This is a genomic window from Pseudomonas koreensis, from assembly GCF_012986595.1.
GTDB lineage: Bacteria > Pseudomonadota > Gammaproteobacteria > Pseudomonadales > Pseudomonadaceae > Aquipseudomonas > Aquipseudomonas koreensis.
The window spans coordinates 354,735-371,059 of record NZ_JAAQYM010000007.1 but is presented as its reverse complement, the minus strand read 5'-3'; the positions used below and the strand labels follow the sequence as shown (position 1 = coordinate 371,059).

Here is a 16,325-nt window from a genome sequence, read left to right as displayed (position 1 = left end):
GGAACAGCTCGCCTATCGCCTCAATGCCTGGGCAAGAAACGGCGCCGTCCGGCTCTTCTTGCTCGCCGCGACTTTCTGCGGCGTCCCGGCGGCAACGATCTTGCCGCCCTGATCCCCGGCCCCCGGGCCGATGTCGATCACCCAGTCGCTCTGCGCGACCACGCGCATTTCATGCTCGACGACGATCACCGTGTGCCCCGCCGTGACCAGGTTGTCCAATTGCTCCAGCAGCCGATCGACATCTCGCGGATGCAGTCCGGTGGTCGGCTCATCCAGCACGTACAGGGTCGCGCCGCGCTGATTGCGTTGCAGCTCGGTGGCCAGTTTGATCCGCTGCGCCTCGCCGCCAGACAGCTCGGTGGCCGGTTGGCCCAGACGCAAATAGCCGAGGCCGATATCACGCAGCACCTCCAATGAACGGCGAATCCCTGGCTGTTCGGCGAACACCTCAACCGCCTCGTCCACGGTCAGTTGCAGCACTTGCGCAATGCTCAAGCCCTGCCACTGAATCGCCAACGTCTGTGGGTTGTAGCGCGCGCCATGGCAAGTCGGGCACGGCGCGTACACGCTGGGCATGAACAGCAACTCGACGCTGACAAACCCCTCGCCTTCGCAGGTCGGGCAACGGCCCTTTGCGACGTTGAAGGAAAACTGCCCGGCGTCGTATCCCGCCGCCCGCGCCTCGGGGGTGGCGGCGAACAATTTGCGCACGTTGTCGAACAGCCCGGTGTAGGTAGCCAGGTTCGAGCGCGGCGTACGGCCAATCGGTTTCTGATCGACCTGCACCAGCCGCTTGATCGACTCCAGCCCCGCCGTCACCTGACCGCTGCTGGCCTGCGGCGCATCGTCTTCAAGACTGAGCTCTTCAGGTTCCTGCTCAACCGTCGGACGCCCCAAGTGCGCGCCCACCAGTTCCAGCAGCGCCTGACTGACCAGACTCGACTTGCCGGAGCCGGAGACCCCGGTCACCGAGGTGAAGCAGCCCAAGGGAAATTCGGCACTGAGGTGGTTCAGGTTGTTGCGACTGATGCCCTCGAGTCTCAGCCAACCATTCGGCTGGCGTGCGCTGCGCGAAGGGCCCTGGGTGTCGGCAAACAGGTAAGCGCGGGTCTGCGACTCGTCGATCTCGGCCAGCCCTGCCGGCGGACCGCTGTACAGCACCCGGCCGCCCTTCTCGCCCGCCGCCGGGCCGACATCGATCAGCCAGTCGGCGCGGCGCATGGTTTGCAGATCATGCTCGACCACAAACAGCGTATTGCCGTCGGCCTTCAAGCGCTGCAGGGCTTCGAACAGCGCCTCGCCATCGGCCGGATGCAGGCCGGCGGAGGGTTCGTCGAGCACGTAGATCACGCCGAACAGCTGCGAACCCAATTGCGTCGCCAGACGCAGGCGCTGCAACTCACCGGACGATAGCGTTGGCGTGCTGCGCTCCAGCGCCAGATAACCCAGGCCCAGGTCAGTCAGGGTGCTGACCCGCTCCAGCAGATCTTCGGCAATGCGCTGCGCCGCCAGACGTTTCTCCAGCGACAGGTTCGGCGTATGGCGCACATCCGGCGCGCTGGCGTGGCCGCTGGCACCGTGGGCGACGCGTTGCTGGCGGGCCTCGCGGGTTTGCGCATGGCTCAAGGTTTCGCCGGTTTCCTCGGCGTGTTCCAGGTAGGTTGCGGCTGCCACCGGCTTCAACACTTCGGCCACTTGCAGCAGCGGCATCTGCGACAGCTCGCCAATGTCGTAACCGGCAAAGGTCACCGCCAACGCCTCGCGCTTGAGGCGCTTGCCGTCACACAGCGGGCATGGGCTGCCGAGCATGAATTGCGAAACACGCTTCTTCATCAGCGCGCTTTGCGAATGGGTAAAGGTGTGCAGGATGTAGCGCCGGGCGCCGGTGAAGGTGCCCTGATAACTCGGCTCCATCTTGCGCTTGAGCGCGACCCGGGTTTCTTCCGGGGTCAGCCCGGCGTACACCGGCACGGTCGGGGTTTCTTCGGTAAACAGAATCCAGTCGCGCTGTTTTTTCGGCAGCTTCTTCCAGGGGATGTCGACGTCGATGCCCATGGTCACCAGGATGTCGCGCAGGTTCTGTCCCTGCCACGCCAGAGGCCAGGAAGCGACGGCGCGCTGGCGGATGGTCAGGTTCGGGTCGGGCACCATCAGCGCTTCGGTCACCTCATACACCCGTCCGAGCCCGTGGCACTGCGGGCAGGCGCCTTGCGGGGTGTTCGGCGAGAAGTCCTCGGCGTACAGCATCGGCTGCCCCGGCGGATAGCTGCCGGCCCGGGAATAGAGCATGCGGATCAGGCTCGACAAGGTGGTCACGCTGCCCACCGACGAACGCGCGCTCGGCGTGCCGCGCTGCTGCTGCAGGGCCACGGCCGGCGGCAGGCCTTCGATGGAGTCGACATCCGGCACGCCGACCTGATCGATCAGCCGCCGCGCGTACGGTGCCACCGATTCGAAATAGCGCCGCTGGGCTTCGGCGTACAAGGTCGAGAACGCCAGCGACGACTTGCCCGAACCGGAAACCCCGGTGAACACCACCAGCGCATCGCGGGGGATGTCGACGTCGACGTTCTGCAGATTATGTTCACGGGCGCCACGCACCCGAACCATGCCGGCGGGTGCTTTGGAGGTGCGTTTGGCAGTCATTGGCGGGCCTTGATCGGAAAATGTGAATCGAACACAAAACCTGTGGCGAGGGAGCTTGCTCCCGCTGGGCTGCGAAGCGGCCCCAAATCCGGACGAATCAACCCGGCAGACAAACCGCGGTTCCCGGATTTACGACTGCTGCGCAGCCGAGCGGGAGCAAGCTCCCTCGCCACAGGGACTTGGGAATTAGCCAGCTAAGCACTGAGCACCGAGCGAATCATCTGCAACAACGCTTCCGGTCCGTACGGTTTGCCCAGCAAGTGCGTGTCCGCACTCAACTGGTGATGTGAGCCGAACACAAAACCTGTGGCGAGGGAGCTTGCTCCCGCTGGGCTGCGAAGCGGCCCCAATCCCGGACGAATCAACCCGGCAGACAAACCGCGGTTCCCGGATTTACGACTGCTGCGCAGCCGAGCGGGAGCAAGCTCCCTCGCCACAGGGACTTGGGAATTAGCCAGCTAGGCACTGAGCACCGACTGAATCATCTGCAACAACGCTTCCGGTCCGTACGGTTTGCTCAGCAAGTGCGTGTCCGGACTCAACTGGTGGTTGCGCGAGATGATGTCGCGGGTGTGCCCGGAGGTGAACAGCACCGCCACCGCTGGCGTCTGCACCTTGGCCCAGGCCGCCAGGTCGGAACTCTTGATCAGCCCTGGCATGACCACATCGGTGAAAATCAGATCGACGTCGATGCCTTGCAGCAACATCTGCATCGCCACGTCGCCATTGCCGGCGGTGAGCACGCGGTAACCTTCTTCGCGTAGCAACTCCACGGCCGAGGCGCGCACCGCTTCGTTGTCCTCGACCACCAGAATGGTTTCATGGCCGCCGCCCTGCTGCGGGTCGAAACCCGGTGTCTCATCGATGACCGGGCGCAGGCTGCGCGGGAAGTACAGTTGCACCCGCGTGCCCTCGCCCACGGTGCTGTCGATCTCGACGTGGCCGCCGCTCTGTTTGACGAAGCCGAACACCATGCTCAAGCCGAGCCCGGTGCCCTGACCATCAGCCTTGGTGGTGAAGAACGGCTCGAACACCTGTTCAAGCATTTGCGGGGGAATGCCGGCGCCGGTGTCGCTGACCACTACCCGCACGTAGTCACCGGCGACGATGCCTTTGCCTGCGCAGAACGTGTTGTCCAGTCGGGTGTTGAGGGCGCTGAGGACAATCGTGCCCTCGCCCTTCATCGCATCCCGGGCGTTGATCGCCAGATTGAGAATGGCGTTTTCCAGTTGATTGCGATCGACGTTGATGTGCCACGGGTCTTGCGGCAATTGCACGTCAATCTGAATGGTTTCGCCCAGCGCGCGCTGGAGCAATTCACCGACGCCATCGAAGATCTGTTGCGGATCACACACCGCTGGCGACAACGGCTGACGCCGGGCAAACGCGAGCAATTGCGACGACAGCTTGGCGCCGCGCTCGACCGCCGCCAATGAAGCGCTGACCCGGCGTTGCACGTTGGCATTGTCCGGTTCATGCCGCGCCAGCAAATGCAGGTTGCCGGCGATCACCTGCAGCAGGTTGTTGAAGTCGTGGGCCACGCCGCCGGTGAGTCCGCCGATGGCTTCGAGCTTCTGCGACTGGCGCAATTGCTCTTCGGTCGCCAGCCGCGCATTCACTTCATCGGCGACTCGTTGTTCAAGGTTGCGGGTGAATTTGAGCAGGGATTCTTCGGCGATCTTGCGTTCATGGATGTCGATCAACACCCCGGGAAAACGGAACGGCGCGCCGTGTTCGTCATATTCGCAGGCGCCACTGGCGAGCACCCACAGGTAGCTGCCATCGGCGCACAACACCCGGTACTCGGCGTTATACGCTTCACCGGTCTGCAACGAATGATTGACCCGGTCTCGAACCCAGGCCAGATCGTCTGGATGGATTCGCGATTCGGTGAAGGCCTGCGACAGGTTGCTCAAGTCCTGTTCCAGCGGGCAGGAAAAGGTTCGGGCAAAACGCTCGTCGGCCGAAAGAATATTATTTTTCACGTCCCAGACAAACGAACCCAGCAAGGCGCCGGCATTGAGTGCCAGACGCACCCTCTCGTTATCTGCACGATAGGCATCTTCAGCGGCCTGACGCAGGCGTTCGGAACGCATGAACTCGGTGGTCTCGACGACCATCGCCAAGACCCCGGCCGGCACGCCGTCATCGTCGGGCACCGGGCTGTAATACAAATCCATCCAGACGTCTTCGGGCACGCCATTGCGCAGCAGCACCAGTTCCTTGTTGCGGAAGGACAAGGTACCGCCCGCCAGGCAGGTGTCGACCACCTGCCGGTTGAAGTCGGCAACTTCCGGCCAGCCCAGCTCCACCGGTGCGCCCAACAGGTACGGATGGCGGCCACCGGCAACCCGCGAATAGGCGTCGTTGTAGATCATGTAACCGGCATGGCCCCAGAGCATGACCATCGGCAAGGGCGAGGCCAGCATCAGTTGCACGGCGCTGCACAGGCTGGCAGGCCAGGTGTCGAGCGGGCCGAGTTCAGTCTGGCGCCAGTCGAACGCGCAAATGCGCTCGGCCATCTCGCCTTTCCAGCCCTCACAACCGTAGCTATCGGATAAAAACTGCATCGATTGACTCGGTGTCCTGTGGTGTTTGCCCGATACGTCGCGCCGCCGGAACGAGGCGACGCCCGTCTGTTTCGAGCCTCGTCGGCCGTTTTGGTTTCATTGAAGGTATAGCCGATTTCAGACCCGGCCCGGATTAGACCCCGATCAGGTGCTTGAGCGGATGGTAGCCAGTTTTCATCTTCGCAGCGACATCCAGAATGGCCTTTTCAATGCCGTTCAAATGCGTACAGGTCAGCTCGATGGCGGCGCTCTGATCGCCGGCCTCAATGTATTCGATCAGGCGCAGATGCTCGTTGTCGCGGCAGGCTTCATGGCTGTCGTCATCCAGTGCGGCGACGTACAGCGAGGCGCGGGAAATCAGCTTCTGAAACCAGTCGAGCAGCACCGGGTTGTTGAGGCTGCGCGCCAGCTTGATGTGGAACTCGCCAAGCAGGTAAATCAGTTGCTCGTGGTCACCCGCCGCGTGGGCGGCGTCTTCCAGTAGCAGGTGCTCGCGCAGGACTTGCATGGCGGCGGTGTCCTTGCGCCGGCAGAGTTCGGTGACGATCCCGATCTCGATCAGGCGCCGGGTTTCGAACAACGAGCGGATTTCTTCATTGCTGGGCAACGATACCGAAGCCCCTTTGTTCGGCTCGGTGGTGACCAGCCCCTCGGCTTCCAGTTGCTTGAGCGCGGCACGTACCGACGTGCGACTGACATTGAACAGTTCAGCCAGCGAGGCTTCGCCCAGCTTCATCCCCGGACGCAGTGAACGCTTGCTGATCGCCAGGTAAATCCCTTGGTAGACGCGGTCGACCGTGGTTTCCAGTTTCTTCTCGGTCATTCGAACACTCCTTTAGCCTCGGGCAAACACGGTGTTCCAGCGTTATGCGCCGTTTGCACAGATAAGTGTGGCGCAGGATATCGCCTTCGGCGCCGAGATGCAGGGGATGAATCGCAAGTTGAATGGGATTGAGGCAGCGAGAGGCTCGCGTGGGCAGCACAGGCCGGGGATTTTTCGATGGTGGGGACGAGCGGTTTTGGCCGCTGCCAAATAACACTGATTAACACATTCCCTTGTAGGAGTGAGCCTGCTCGCGATAGCGGTGCATCAGCCACGTTGATGTTGTCTGACACACCGCTATCGCGAGCAGGCTCACTCCTACAAAGGTTTTTGTGTCGTACCTGCTAAATCAGTCAGTGCCGTACTTCGGCGAACGCGGGCCGTACAACAGGCCTGCGTGCTGCCCGGCCGACAGCAAGCGATTGCTCGCCACACCGGCAATCGGGTAGCCGGCATCGGTCGAACTGTTGATCACCTGCTTCACCGCCGCCGTGATCAGCATGCCGACCAGCCCGCCGCCACTGTTGTTGCCACCCTCTTCGCTCGACGCGCGTGCCGAACCGGTCCACAGCGTAGTGCCGGATTTCAGGTCCACCAGTTTCGCGGTGGCGGTCACCGCGGTTTCGCTGCTGATGACCATGTACCGCGTGCCGTACTCGGTCACGGTGATGTACAGCGCGGCGTCGGCGCCGAAAATTTCCTTGAGCTTGTTGGCCGGTGCCTGATGGATGTCATCCGGCGTGGTCAGGCCGTTCTGGCGGAAGGTCTCGTCCACCAGGGTGATCGGCAGCACGTAGTAACCGGCCTCGGCCAGTGGAAACGTCACTTGCGACAACAGGCTGTAGGAGGCTTTCACGTCCGGCGAGGTGTTCAGCGGCGGCAGCACCAGAATGGTCTTCGGGCGCGCCTGTTTATACGCCGAATAATCGACGGTTTTCGGCGCAACGCAACCACCGAGTACAGTCAGGGCCAGACCGGCGGCCAGCAGTTTCAGGGTGCGCGAAATCATTTGGCGTCTCCGGTCTTGGCGTTTTTAAGCAGAAAATCCATGTACGGGCCGGACTCGGGGAACAGCGCTTTCTCGGTGCGGAACTGCTGCACCATCTGATCGTCCTTGCCCATGCTCAGGTACAGCAGGCCCAGGTGGGCGTGGTAGCCCGGCGGCACGGCCTTGCCGGTAGAACGGATCTTCTGCAGGTCACGCTCCAGCACTTCGGCCTGGGCTTCCTTCGGCTCTTCGCCTTTGAAGTATTCGTAGACCTGCGGTTGATAATCTTCCCACTGGTACAGGGTTTTCGGGCTGCTGCAACCGGCCAGCAAGGCGCTGGCGGCCAGCGTCAGGGCCAGCAACGACCGCGACAAAGTCAGATTCATGGGGTAGTGCTCCTTGCAATGAATAGCGATCAGTTACCCGGTTTCCAGGCACCGGCGTTCATGCCATCGACCAGACGATTGATCGCCTCGCGCATGGCCAGATCGAGGACTTTGCCGTTGAGCGTGGAGTCGTACGCAGCGGTGCCGCCGAAGCCGATGATTTCGCGGTTGGACAAGGCGTACTCGCCGGCGCCCTGGGTCGAATACACCACTTCGGAGGTGCTGATGTTGACGATGTTCAGGTTGACCTTGGCGTAGGCGACCTGGGTCTTGCCCCGGCCGAGAATGCCGAACAGTTGATGGTCGCCGGTTTCTTTGCGGCCGAACTCGGTGACGTCACCGGTGACCACGTAATCGGCACCCTTGAGGCGCTGGGTCTGGCCCTTGATGGCGGCTTCCTGCTGGATCTCGCCCATGTTGTCGCGATCCAGGACGGAGAAACGGTTGGTCTGCTGCAAGTGCGTGATCAGGATGGTCTTGGCCTGGCCGCCGAGACGATCGACGCCATCGGAGAAGATTCCGCGCATGTAGCTGGAACGGTTATCGAACTTGCCCACTGCCATCGGCACGCGAGCACCGGTCCAGACTTGCGTGGCGCTCTCGACCTTGGCCACCGGCAGGGCGCGGGAACTTTCGGTGGCGCAGCCGGCAAGGGAGCTGGCGAGGGTGCCGAGCACGGCAATCGCAACGCCTGAGACCAACATCCGGGAGATCATTCTCACTGTGCATTCCTTCTGAAAAAACGGTGTGTCCCGGCACGGCAAGGCGGTGGGGAGCGGAAAAGGGCCGGCATTATGACAAAGTGCCATCATTCGCGACAGGCTTTTTTTGACGCCAATGGATTGACCGCCCATGCCGCTCACTGCTCCGCCATGATCGAACTGCCCTTCCTGTAGGAGCTGCCGCAGGCTGCGATCTTTTGATCTTGTTTTTTTAAATCAAAGTCAAAAGATCGCAGCCTGCGGCAGCTCCTACAGGGGATTGGTATTAATGGAAGTCGCGACTCTGCACGCGAATACCGTCGAGCAGCGGACTCAGGTCGCTCAGCCGTCCGGCGATCAAATGCCGGACTTCGCCTTCGCGCTCCCAGCGGCCATCGACCTTGAGCAGTTGCGAGCCGACCAGCACCTGGCGCTGACGCTCGGCCAGATCGCGCCAGACCACCACGTTGACGTTGCCGAACTCGTCTTCCAGGGTGACGAAGGTCACACCACTGGCGGTGCCCGGTCGTTGGCGGCCGGTGACCAGCCCGGCGATGCTCACCGGCCGGCCGTGTTCGACGTCCAGCAACTCCTGCGAGCTGCGGCAGCGCCGCGCCTTGAGTTCGCCACGCAGCAGCGCCAGTGGATGCGGCCCCAGCGTGGTGCCGAGCGTCGCGTAATCGGCGTGCAGGTCCTCGCCGACACTCGGTTTGGGCAGCAGCACATCGGGTTCTTCCTGACTCGGCAACCCGGCAAACAGGCCCAGCTGTTTCTGCACCCCGGCCACTTCCCAGCGTGCGCGATGCCGATGCCCGGCCATGCCGCGCAACGCCCCGGAATCGGCGAGCAGCGCCTGCGCCCGACTGTCGAGCGCGGCGCGTTCGCCCAGGTCGGCGACATCGGCAAACGCCCCGCGCGCGCGCGCCGCTTCGATGCGCCGAGCGTCGTCCTCGCGAAAGCCCTTGATCATCCGCAGGCCCATGCGGATCGCCGGTTGTGCACCGCTGATCGGTTCCAGGCTGCAATCCCAGTCGCTGGCGCGCACGTCCACCGGACGGATCTGCAACTGATGGCGGTGCGCGTCCTGAAGGATCTGGTCCGGGCTGTAGAAACCCATCGGCCAACTGTTGATCAGCGCACAGGCGAACGCTGCCGGTTCGTGGCACTTGAGCCAGCAACTAGCGTAGGTCAGCAAAGCAAAACTGGCGGCGTGGGATTCGGGAAACCCGTAGCTGCCAAAACCCTTGATCTGCTCGAAGATCTGCGCGGCGAATTCCGGGGTGTAGCCGTTTTTCTTCATGCCGGCGGCGAGACGTTCCTTGTGCGGTTCCAGCCCGCCGTGGCGTTTCCACGCGGCCATGGAGCGGCGTAACTGGTCGGCCTCGCCGGGGCTGTAGTCGGCGGCGACGATAGCGATCTGCATCACCTGTTCCTGAAACAACGGCACGCCGAGGGTACGCTCCAGTACCACTTTGAGTTCTGGCGACGGGTAGGTTTCTTCTTCCTCCTTGTTGCGGCGGCGCAGGTATGGGTGAACCATCCCGCCCTGAATCGGCCCCGGGCGGACGATCGCCACCTCGATCACCAGATCGTAGAACTTCGCCGGTTTCAGGCGCGGCAGCATCGACATCTGCGCCCGCGACTCGATCTGGAACACGCCGATGGTGTCGGCGCGGCTGATCATTTCGTAGGTCAGTTGGTCTTCGGCCGGAATCGTCGCCAGGCTCAGATCCAGATGGCGATGACGCCGCAGCAGATCGAAGCAGCGACGGATCGCGCTGAGCATGCCGAGGGCAAGGATATCGACCTTGAGCAGCCCGACCGCATCGAGGTCGTCCTTGTCCCACTGAATGATCGTGCGCTCGGCCATGGCGGCGTTTTCCACTGGCACCAGCGTATCCAGCGGCTGCTCGGAAATCACGAAACCACCGGGGTGCTGCGACAGGTGCCGGGGAAAGCCGATCAGTTGCCCGGTCAGGCTCAGCACCCGGCGCAGCACCGGGCTGTCAGGATCGAACCCGGCTTCGAGCAAGCGCGCCAGCGGCGGGGTTTCATCGCTCCAGTGGCCGCAGCAATCGGCCAGCGCATTGATCTGATCCGGCGGCAGCCCCAAGGCCTTGGCGACGTCGCGCACCGCACCGGCGGCGTGGTAGGTGCTGACCACCGCCGTCAGCGCCGCCCGCCCCCGGCCATAACGGCGGAACACGTATTGCAAGACTTCTTCGCGGCGTTCGTGTTCGAAATCCACGTCGATGTCCGGCGGCTCGTTGCGCTCCTTGGACATGAAGCGCTCGAACAGCAGCGTGGTGCGGTCCGGGTCGATCTCGGTGATGCCCAAGGCGAAACACACGGCCGAGTTGGCCGCCGAACCCCGGCCCTGACAGAGAATATTTTGCTCGCGGGCGAAACGCACCACATCGTGCACGGTGAGGAAGTAGCTTTCGTAGCCGAGTTCGGCGATCAGTTTCAGTTCCTTGTTGATCTGCCTCAGCACCTTGAAGGGCGCGCCTTTTTTCCAGCGCCAGACGATGCCCTCTTTAGTCAACTGGCGCAGCCAGGAACGGCCGGTGTGCCCCTGCGGCACCAGTTCTTTCGGATACTCATAGCGCAACTCGCCCAGCTCGAACGTGCAGCGCCGGGCCAGTTGCACCGAGGCGTCGAGCAACGCCGGCGGATACAGCTCGCGCAATACATCGAGGCTGCGCAGATGGCGTTCGCCGTTGGGGTGCAGGCGCAATCCGGCCTCGGCCACCGGGACGTGATGGCGGATCGCGGTCATGGTGTCCTGCAGGGCGCGCCGGCCCCGGGCGTGCATGTGCACGTCACCGCTGGCGACAGCGGTAATCTGCACCTGCTCCGCCAGACTCAGCAGTGCCGCCAGCCGACGCTGGTCGTCCTGCCCGCGATGCAACTGCACCGCCAGAAACAGACGCTCGCCAAAGGTCTGTTTCAGCCAGCGGCCCTCCTCCACATCCTCCACAGTGTCCGGCACCCACAGCGTGAACAACCCCGGCAACGGCGCGCTGAAATCCTCGCGCAGCACCTGGTACTGGCCTTTCTGCGTACGCCGGCGGGCCTGGGTGATCAAGCCGCACAAGGCCTGATACCCCGCGAGGTTCTCCACCAACAGCAGCAGTTTCGGGCCGTTGTCGATGCGGATTTCGCTGCCGATGATCAGCGGCAGTTCAACCGATTTCGCCGCCTGCCAGGCACGCACGATCCCGGCCAGCGTGCACTCGTCGGTGATCGCCAGCGCCTGATAACCGTGTTTTTTCGCCCGCTGGAACAGCTCAAGGGCACTGGAGGCACCGCGCTGGAAGCTGAAGTTCGACAGGCAGTGCAGCTCGGCATAGCCCTCGTTCATGCAAACCAGCCCTGCAGCCACAACGGACCGCCCTCGCCCACCGCCCGATACGCCCAGCCCTGCTGACCGGCGCGGTTCTGGATCAGGTAGTAATCGCGGCGTACATCGTCCCCGTCCCACCAGCCGGATTCGATGCGTTCCGGGCCCATGAGGATCCGCGCCGAACCTTCAGCCACGCTTTGCGGTTCGCCGAGCAGCCAGCCCGGGCGCTGAACGCTCGGCAATCCGCTGCAACGCTGCTTGTCGACGCCGTTCTGCCACGCACATTCGGGGCGATGGTCGGCCTGGAAGCGCAGGCCCTGCACCGCATCGTCGCCGAGCCGCGCGCGCAGGCGTTCGCGCAATTGCTCCCAGGGCAAGGTCTGTTGCGGACGCTCATCGAACAGTTCCTGAAACTGCGGTACGAAACTCGGCAGATCTTCGGCGCGCAGGCGGAAACCGCGCACCGGCGCCTCGACCTGTACCTGCTCCAGCCGGCCCCGCGCCAGTTCGAAGAGCATCGCCGGATCGCGCTCGGCGCTGAGCAAGCCGACCTTGATCAGCGTGTCCGGCAGCCCGGCGTGCTCCAGATGCAAATCGAAACGCTGCACACCGCTGTCGCGCCCGCAGAGAAACGCCGACAGGTCGCCGGTCAACCGGCGTAACGGGAACAGCAAGGCCTGATGAGATTGCACGTCGAAGTTGAGTTCGATGCGCACATCGAAGCGGTCTGGCGGCAGATAGAACGCCAAGGCCAGTGGACGTGCGCCGAACAGGGTGTCGAGGTGTTTGAGCATCGATGCTTCGAAACGTCGGGCCAGGGCCTGACGCGGCAGGCTCTGCACCTGGCTGAGGTTACGCAGGCCCATACGCGCCAGCGCCGTGGCGACGGGCGGCTCCAGCCCGACGCGATCGACAGGCAGTTGCCCGAGATGATGCTGCAAGGCTTCACCGTCCGGCACCACCAGGCCATCGTAAGCATTGGCCAGCACCCGCGCCGCCACCGGGTTCGGTGCGGCGACAATGCGATGGCGGAAGCCCAGCTCGGTCAGCTCCTTGCGCAGCCGCGCTTCAAACTGCGTCCAGGAACCGAACAGGCCCAGGCTGGATTCGATCTCGAACACCACGGTACGCGGGTAATGCACACTGACCTGCGCGCTGAACCGGTAGGCCCACGCCGCCAGAAACTGCTGCCAGTGCTCGACCTCGGCGAGGTCGTAATCGGCGGTGGCAAAGCCTTTGCTCAACGCTTGCGCGGCGGTCATCGACTGGCCGGCGCGCAGGCCGAGCTGGCGCGCCGACGTATTCACCGCTTGCAGCACCCGGCGCTGGGCCGGGCCGCTGAGCAGCACCAACGGTTGATCGGGATCGGGACGCTGACGCAGGACTGCGTCGAGCGCCAATTGCGGGAACAGAATGCAGACCCAGCGCATGACGACCTCAGTGCCCCACGGCAAACGCAATCGGCGCCGTGCGCGCCAGTCCGCCACGGCATTTGAGCACGCGCAACTGGGCAGGTCTGGCATCGATGGCAATGCGCAGCGCCGCCGGCGACGGGTTGACCGCCTCGCTCAGCGGGCGCCAGGCAAAGGCCAGGGTCTGCCCGGTTTCCGCCGCCACCTGCAAGCGCCGCAACGCGCGGTCATCAGCCTTGTGCGGCCAGCACAGCACGGCGCCGCAACTGCCCGAACGCAGGCATTGTTCCGCCGCCCACAAGGCATCGCGTTCGCTGGCCTGGATCACCGACAACTGACGCAGATCGATCCCGGCGTTCTCCCACGCCTGCGGGTACGGCACGAACGGGGGCGCCACCAGCACGATGCGCTCGCCCGCCGCCGACAACCGCGCCAGGGTCGGCCAGACCAGTTGCAACTCACCGACCCCGGGGCCGGCCAGAAGGATTTCGCTCAGTGCCGCTTCCGGCCAGCCGCCGCTGGGCAATGCCGCATCCAGCGCGGCATGGCCGGTGGGTTGCGGGCTGGCCGCCGGAGGCGCAGGACGGCCCTTCCAGACCTGGCCGCCATTGAACAGCGTATCGAGTGCAACGACGGCGCCCATCAGCCTTGCCTCACCAGACCGCAGAACACCCCTTCGATGGCCAGGTCCTGATCGTCGCGCACGACAATCGGCTGGTACGCCGGGTTGCGCGGCAGCAGGCGCACCGTCGCGCCGACACGCTCGAAGCGTTTGATCGTGACCTCGCCGTCGAGCCGCGCCACCACGATCTGGCCGTTGAGCGCCTCGGGATTGCGCTTCACGCCCACCAGATCACCGTCGAGAATGCCGTCCTCGATCATCGAGTCGCCCTGCACCCGCAGCATGTAGTCGGGTGTGCGGGAGAACAGCACCGGGTCGAGCATCAAGCGGCTATGGATCTCGGCATCGGCACCGATCGGCGCACCGGCAGCGACGCGGCCGAGTACGGGAATGTCGAGCAGCTCCGGCCGCGGCGGTTGCCCGAGCAGGCGAATGCCCCGGGCCTGATGCGGATTGACCTCGATAAACCCGGCTTCGGTGAGCGCCAGCACATGCTTGCGCGCCACGCTGCGCGAGGCAAAACCAAAAGCCTCGCTGATTTCAGCGAGGCTTGGGGGCTGACCGTGTTCGGCGATGCGTTCGCGGATAAAGGTCAGGATGGCGGTACGGCGGGGAGTCAGATTGGTCATGGAGTACATTTGTACTCTTCCCGGGTTTTTCTGACAATGACCGCCAGTCGGCCCGGGCCGGACACTGATTGATCGTTCCCCATTCAATTGAAACCTGTGGCGAGGGAGCTTGTAGGATCGCCGCCTCGTCTCGCTGGGTCGCGAAGCGCCCCCAAAAGAGGGACTGCTACGCAGTCCAGCGGGAGCAAGCTCCCTCGCCACAGTCACATTGCCGGGCTTAAGCGAGCAGCATTACCTGTAGGAGTGAGCCTGCTCGCGATAGCAGTGTGTCAGTCAACAACAATGTTGAATGCAATACCGCTATCGCGAGCAGGCTCACTCCTACAGGGTTTCGCTGTGCACTCGGTGTTTGTTACGGGATGTTTACGGAATTTTTACTAATGTTCTTCTACAGTTACGCGCGTAACCGTACGAGTTTTCTATTCGTGTAGAGGAATGTCTGAAATGGCTTTGGGCAAAGGACTGCGTTTACCGTCCATCACTTCAACCCGCCTGGTGCTGCTGTTTTCTTTGGCACTGGTGGCGCTGTACAACCTGGCGACCTGGAAGGCGCTGGGCACGCTGATCACCCTGCAAGGAGCGCACAAACTGGCGTTTTTCGCCTCGTTCGGGCTGTTTCTGTGGGCCGCCATCAGCCTGTTGCTGACGTTGGTGTCGTTTCGCTGGACGCTGAAACCGGCACTGACGGTGGTCGCCCTGCTCTCGGCCTGCGCTGCGTATTTCATGAACGAATACGGGATCACCATCGACACGGTGATGATCCAGAACGTGTTCGAAACCAACCCGGCCGAAGCCGCCGCGCTGTTCAACGGCAAGCTGCTGGCCTACGTGCTGCTGCTCGGCGTGCTGCCGGCGGCGCTGATCTGGCGTTGGCCGGTGAGTTATCGGCCGTTCTTTCGTGGCCTGCTCAACAAGCTGTTGGTGATCACCGCCTGCGTGCTGCTGATCGGCGCCTCGGTGGGCGCGTTCTATTCGACCTACGCGCCGATCTTCCGTGAAGAAGACAAGCTCACCCATTTCATCAACCCGACCAACTACATCTACGCCATCAGCAAGTACACCAAACAGCGCCTGGGCATCAAAAAGCACTTCGTGGTGCAGGCCATCGGTGAAGACGCGGTGATGAGCGCGAAAGCCGCCAGCCGCGAGAAGAAATCGCTGATGGTGTTCGTGGTGGGCGAAACCGCCCGCGCCGATCACTTCTCGCTGAACGGCTATGCACGCGAGACCAATCCCGAACTGAGCCAGCTGGACATCCTCAACTTCACCCAGGTGCATTCCTGCGGCACGTCCACGGCGGTGTCGGTGCCGTGCATGTTCTCGATGTTCCCGCGTGAGGACTACAGCGACAAGAAAGGCAAAACCTACGAAGGCCTGCTCGACATCCTGCAACGCGCCGGCGTGCAGGTGCTGTGGCTGGACAACAACAGCGACTGCAAGGGCACCTGCCTGCGCGTGCCGCACCGCGACATCGCGAAGAACCAGCCGGGGCCGTTCTGCGACGGCAACAACTGCCTCGATGAAGCGCTGCTGGCCGATCTGCAGACCTACATCGACAGCCTCAAGGGCCACGCGATCATCGTCCTGCACGCCGACGGCAGCCACGGCCCGGAATACTACGAGCGTTACCCGAAGACCCTGGAACGCTTCACGCCGATCTGCCACACCAACCAGTTGGGCAGTTGCAGTCGCGATGAGTTGGTGAACGTGTACGACAACACGATCCTCTACACCGACCACTTCCTCGCCAAGGTGATCGAGTTGCTCAAGCGCAATCAGGACACGCTGGACACCTCGATGCTGTACGTCTCCGACCATGGCGAATCGCTGGGCGAAAACGGCCTGTACCTGCACGCGGCGCCGTATGCACTGGCGCCCGAGGCGCAGACTCATGTGCCGATGGTGATGTGGTTCGGCAACAACACCCTGGCGCAACTGGGGATTGATCGGGATTGCCTGCAAGGCAAGACCGGGCAGCCGGACTTGAGCCATGACAACCTGTTCCATTCGGTGCTGGGGTTGTTTGAGGTGAAAACGGCGCTGTATCAGCCAGGGCTGGATGTGTTTCGGGGATGCCGGCCGGCGATGACGGCTGCCCAATAACCCGGGAATTACACAACCCCACTGTGGGAGCGAGCCTGCTCGCGAAGGCGGCGTATCAGTCGCCATCAATGCTGAATCAACCACCGCATTCGCGAGCAG

Annotated in this window: 11 protein-coding genes; 1 reads left to right on the top strand and 10 read right to left on the bottom strand. The window is 63.2% G+C overall.

Features of this window, described 5'->3' with window-relative positions:
* Positions 1-12 precede the first annotated feature (12 nt).
* The 10 genes from HBN98_RS22785 to lexA form a co-directional block, all read right to left on the bottom strand.
* Positions 13-2,646, bottom strand: coding sequence for an excinuclease ABC subunit UvrA (locus HBN98_RS22785; RefSeq protein ID WP_083368923.1), 2,634 nt, complete (start codon positions 2,644-2,646; stop codon positions 13-15).
* A gap of 458 nt (positions 2,647-3,104) precedes the next feature.
* Positions 3,105-5,216 (bottom strand): hybrid sensor histidine kinase/response regulator, encoded by a 2,112-nt coding sequence (locus tag HBN98_RS22780; RefSeq protein WP_083368922.1) that lies wholly within the window; start codon positions 5,214-5,216, stop codon positions 3,105-3,107.
* A gap of 133 nt (positions 5,217-5,349) precedes the next feature.
* The gene (locus HBN98_RS22775; RefSeq protein ID WP_064587776.1) at positions 5,350-6,039 is read right to left on the bottom strand and encodes a GntR family transcriptional regulator; all 690 of its coding nucleotides are present in this window, start codon (positions 6,037-6,039) and stop codon (positions 5,350-5,352) included.
* A 349-nt stretch (positions 6,040-6,388) separates the two neighbouring features.
* Positions 6,389-7,048, bottom strand: a complete 660-nt coding sequence (locus tag HBN98_RS22770) for a DUF799 domain-containing protein (RefSeq protein WP_027613674.1) — start codon at positions 7,046-7,048, stop codon at positions 6,389-6,391.
* Complete coding sequence (locus HBN98_RS22765; protein ID WP_003225593.1) at positions 7,045-7,413, bottom strand: DUF4810 domain-containing protein; 369 nt, start codon at positions 7,411-7,413, stop codon at positions 7,045-7,047. Before HBN98_RS22765 ends, HBN98_RS22770 begins: the two co-directional genes overlap by 4 nt.
* Positions 7,414-7,442: 29 nt before the next feature.
* A complete protein-coding gene (locus tag HBN98_RS22760) occupies positions 7,443-8,129 on the bottom strand; it encodes a CsgG/HfaB family protein (RefSeq protein ID WP_162276313.1) in 687 nt (228 codons plus the stop codon).
* A 271-nt stretch (positions 8,130-8,400) separates the two neighbouring features.
* Positions 8,401-11,499, bottom strand: a complete 3,099-nt coding sequence (locus tag HBN98_RS22755) for an error-prone DNA polymerase (protein WP_195826210.1) — start codon at positions 11,497-11,499, stop codon at positions 8,401-8,403.
* Entirely contained in the window at positions 11,475-12,890 is a 1,416-nt protein-coding gene (locus HBN98_RS22750; protein WP_083368920.1) for a Y-family DNA polymerase, read from the bottom strand. Before HBN98_RS22750 ends, HBN98_RS22755 begins: the two co-directional genes overlap by 25 nt.
* Positions 12,891-12,897: 7 nt before the next feature.
* Positions 12,898-13,515, bottom strand: a complete 618-nt coding sequence (imuA, locus tag HBN98_RS22745) for a translesion DNA synthesis-associated protein ImuA (RefSeq protein WP_025109863.1) — start codon at positions 13,513-13,515, stop codon at positions 12,898-12,900.
* On the bottom strand, positions 13,515-14,132 hold the full coding sequence (lexA, locus tag HBN98_RS22740) for a transcriptional repressor LexA (protein ID WP_064587783.1): 618 nt from the start codon (positions 14,130-14,132) through the stop codon (positions 13,515-13,517). Before lexA ends, imuA begins: the two co-directional genes overlap by 1 nt.
* A 435-nt stretch (positions 14,133-14,567) precedes the next feature.
* On the opposite strand from lexA, the gene HBN98_RS22735 reads away from it, so the two are divergent.
* Positions 14,568-16,226: a phosphoethanolamine transferase gene (locus HBN98_RS22735; protein WP_083368919.1), complete on the top strand. Its 1,659-nt coding sequence runs from the start codon at positions 14,568-14,570 to the stop codon at positions 16,224-16,226.
* Positions 16,227-16,325 lie beyond the last annotated feature (99 nt).

Bases quoted from the DNA above. Each gene is read 5' to 3' on its own strand.
- HBN98_RS22765 (WP_003225593.1), bottom strand. From the start codon at position 7,413: ATGAATCTGACTTTGTCGCGGTCGTTGCTGGCCCTGACGCTGGCCGCC.
- HBN98_RS22785 (WP_083368923.1), bottom strand. From the start codon at position 2,646: ATGACTGCCAAACGCACCTCCAAAGCACCCGCCGGCATGGTTCGGGTG.
- imuA (WP_025109863.1), bottom strand. From the start codon at position 13,515: ATGGGCGCCGTCGTTGCACTCGATACGCTGTTCAATGGCGGCCAGGTC.
- HBN98_RS22735 (WP_083368919.1), top strand. From the start codon at position 14,568: ATGGCTTTGGGCAAAGGACTGCGTTTACCGTCCATCACTTCAACCCGC.
- HBN98_RS22770 (WP_027613674.1), bottom strand. From the start codon at position 7,048: ATGATTTCGCGCACCCTGAAACTGCTGGCCGCCGGTCTGGCCCTGACT.
- HBN98_RS22775 (WP_064587776.1), bottom strand. From the start codon at position 6,039: ATGACCGAGAAGAAACTGGAAACCACGGTCGACCGCGTCTACCAAGGG.
- lexA (WP_064587783.1), bottom strand. From the start codon at position 14,132: ATGTACTCCATGACCAATCTGACTCCCCGCCGTACCGCCATCCTGACC.
- HBN98_RS22780 (WP_083368922.1), bottom strand. From the start codon at position 5,216: ATGCAGTTTTTATCCGATAGCTACGGTTGTGAGGGCTGGAAAGGCGAG.
- HBN98_RS22750 (WP_083368920.1), bottom strand. From the start codon at position 12,890: ATGCGCTGGGTCTGCATTCTGTTCCCGCAATTGGCGCTCGACGCAGTC.
- HBN98_RS22760 (WP_162276313.1), bottom strand. From the start codon at position 8,129: ATGATCTCCCGGATGTTGGTCTCAGGCGTTGCGATTGCCGTGCTCGGC.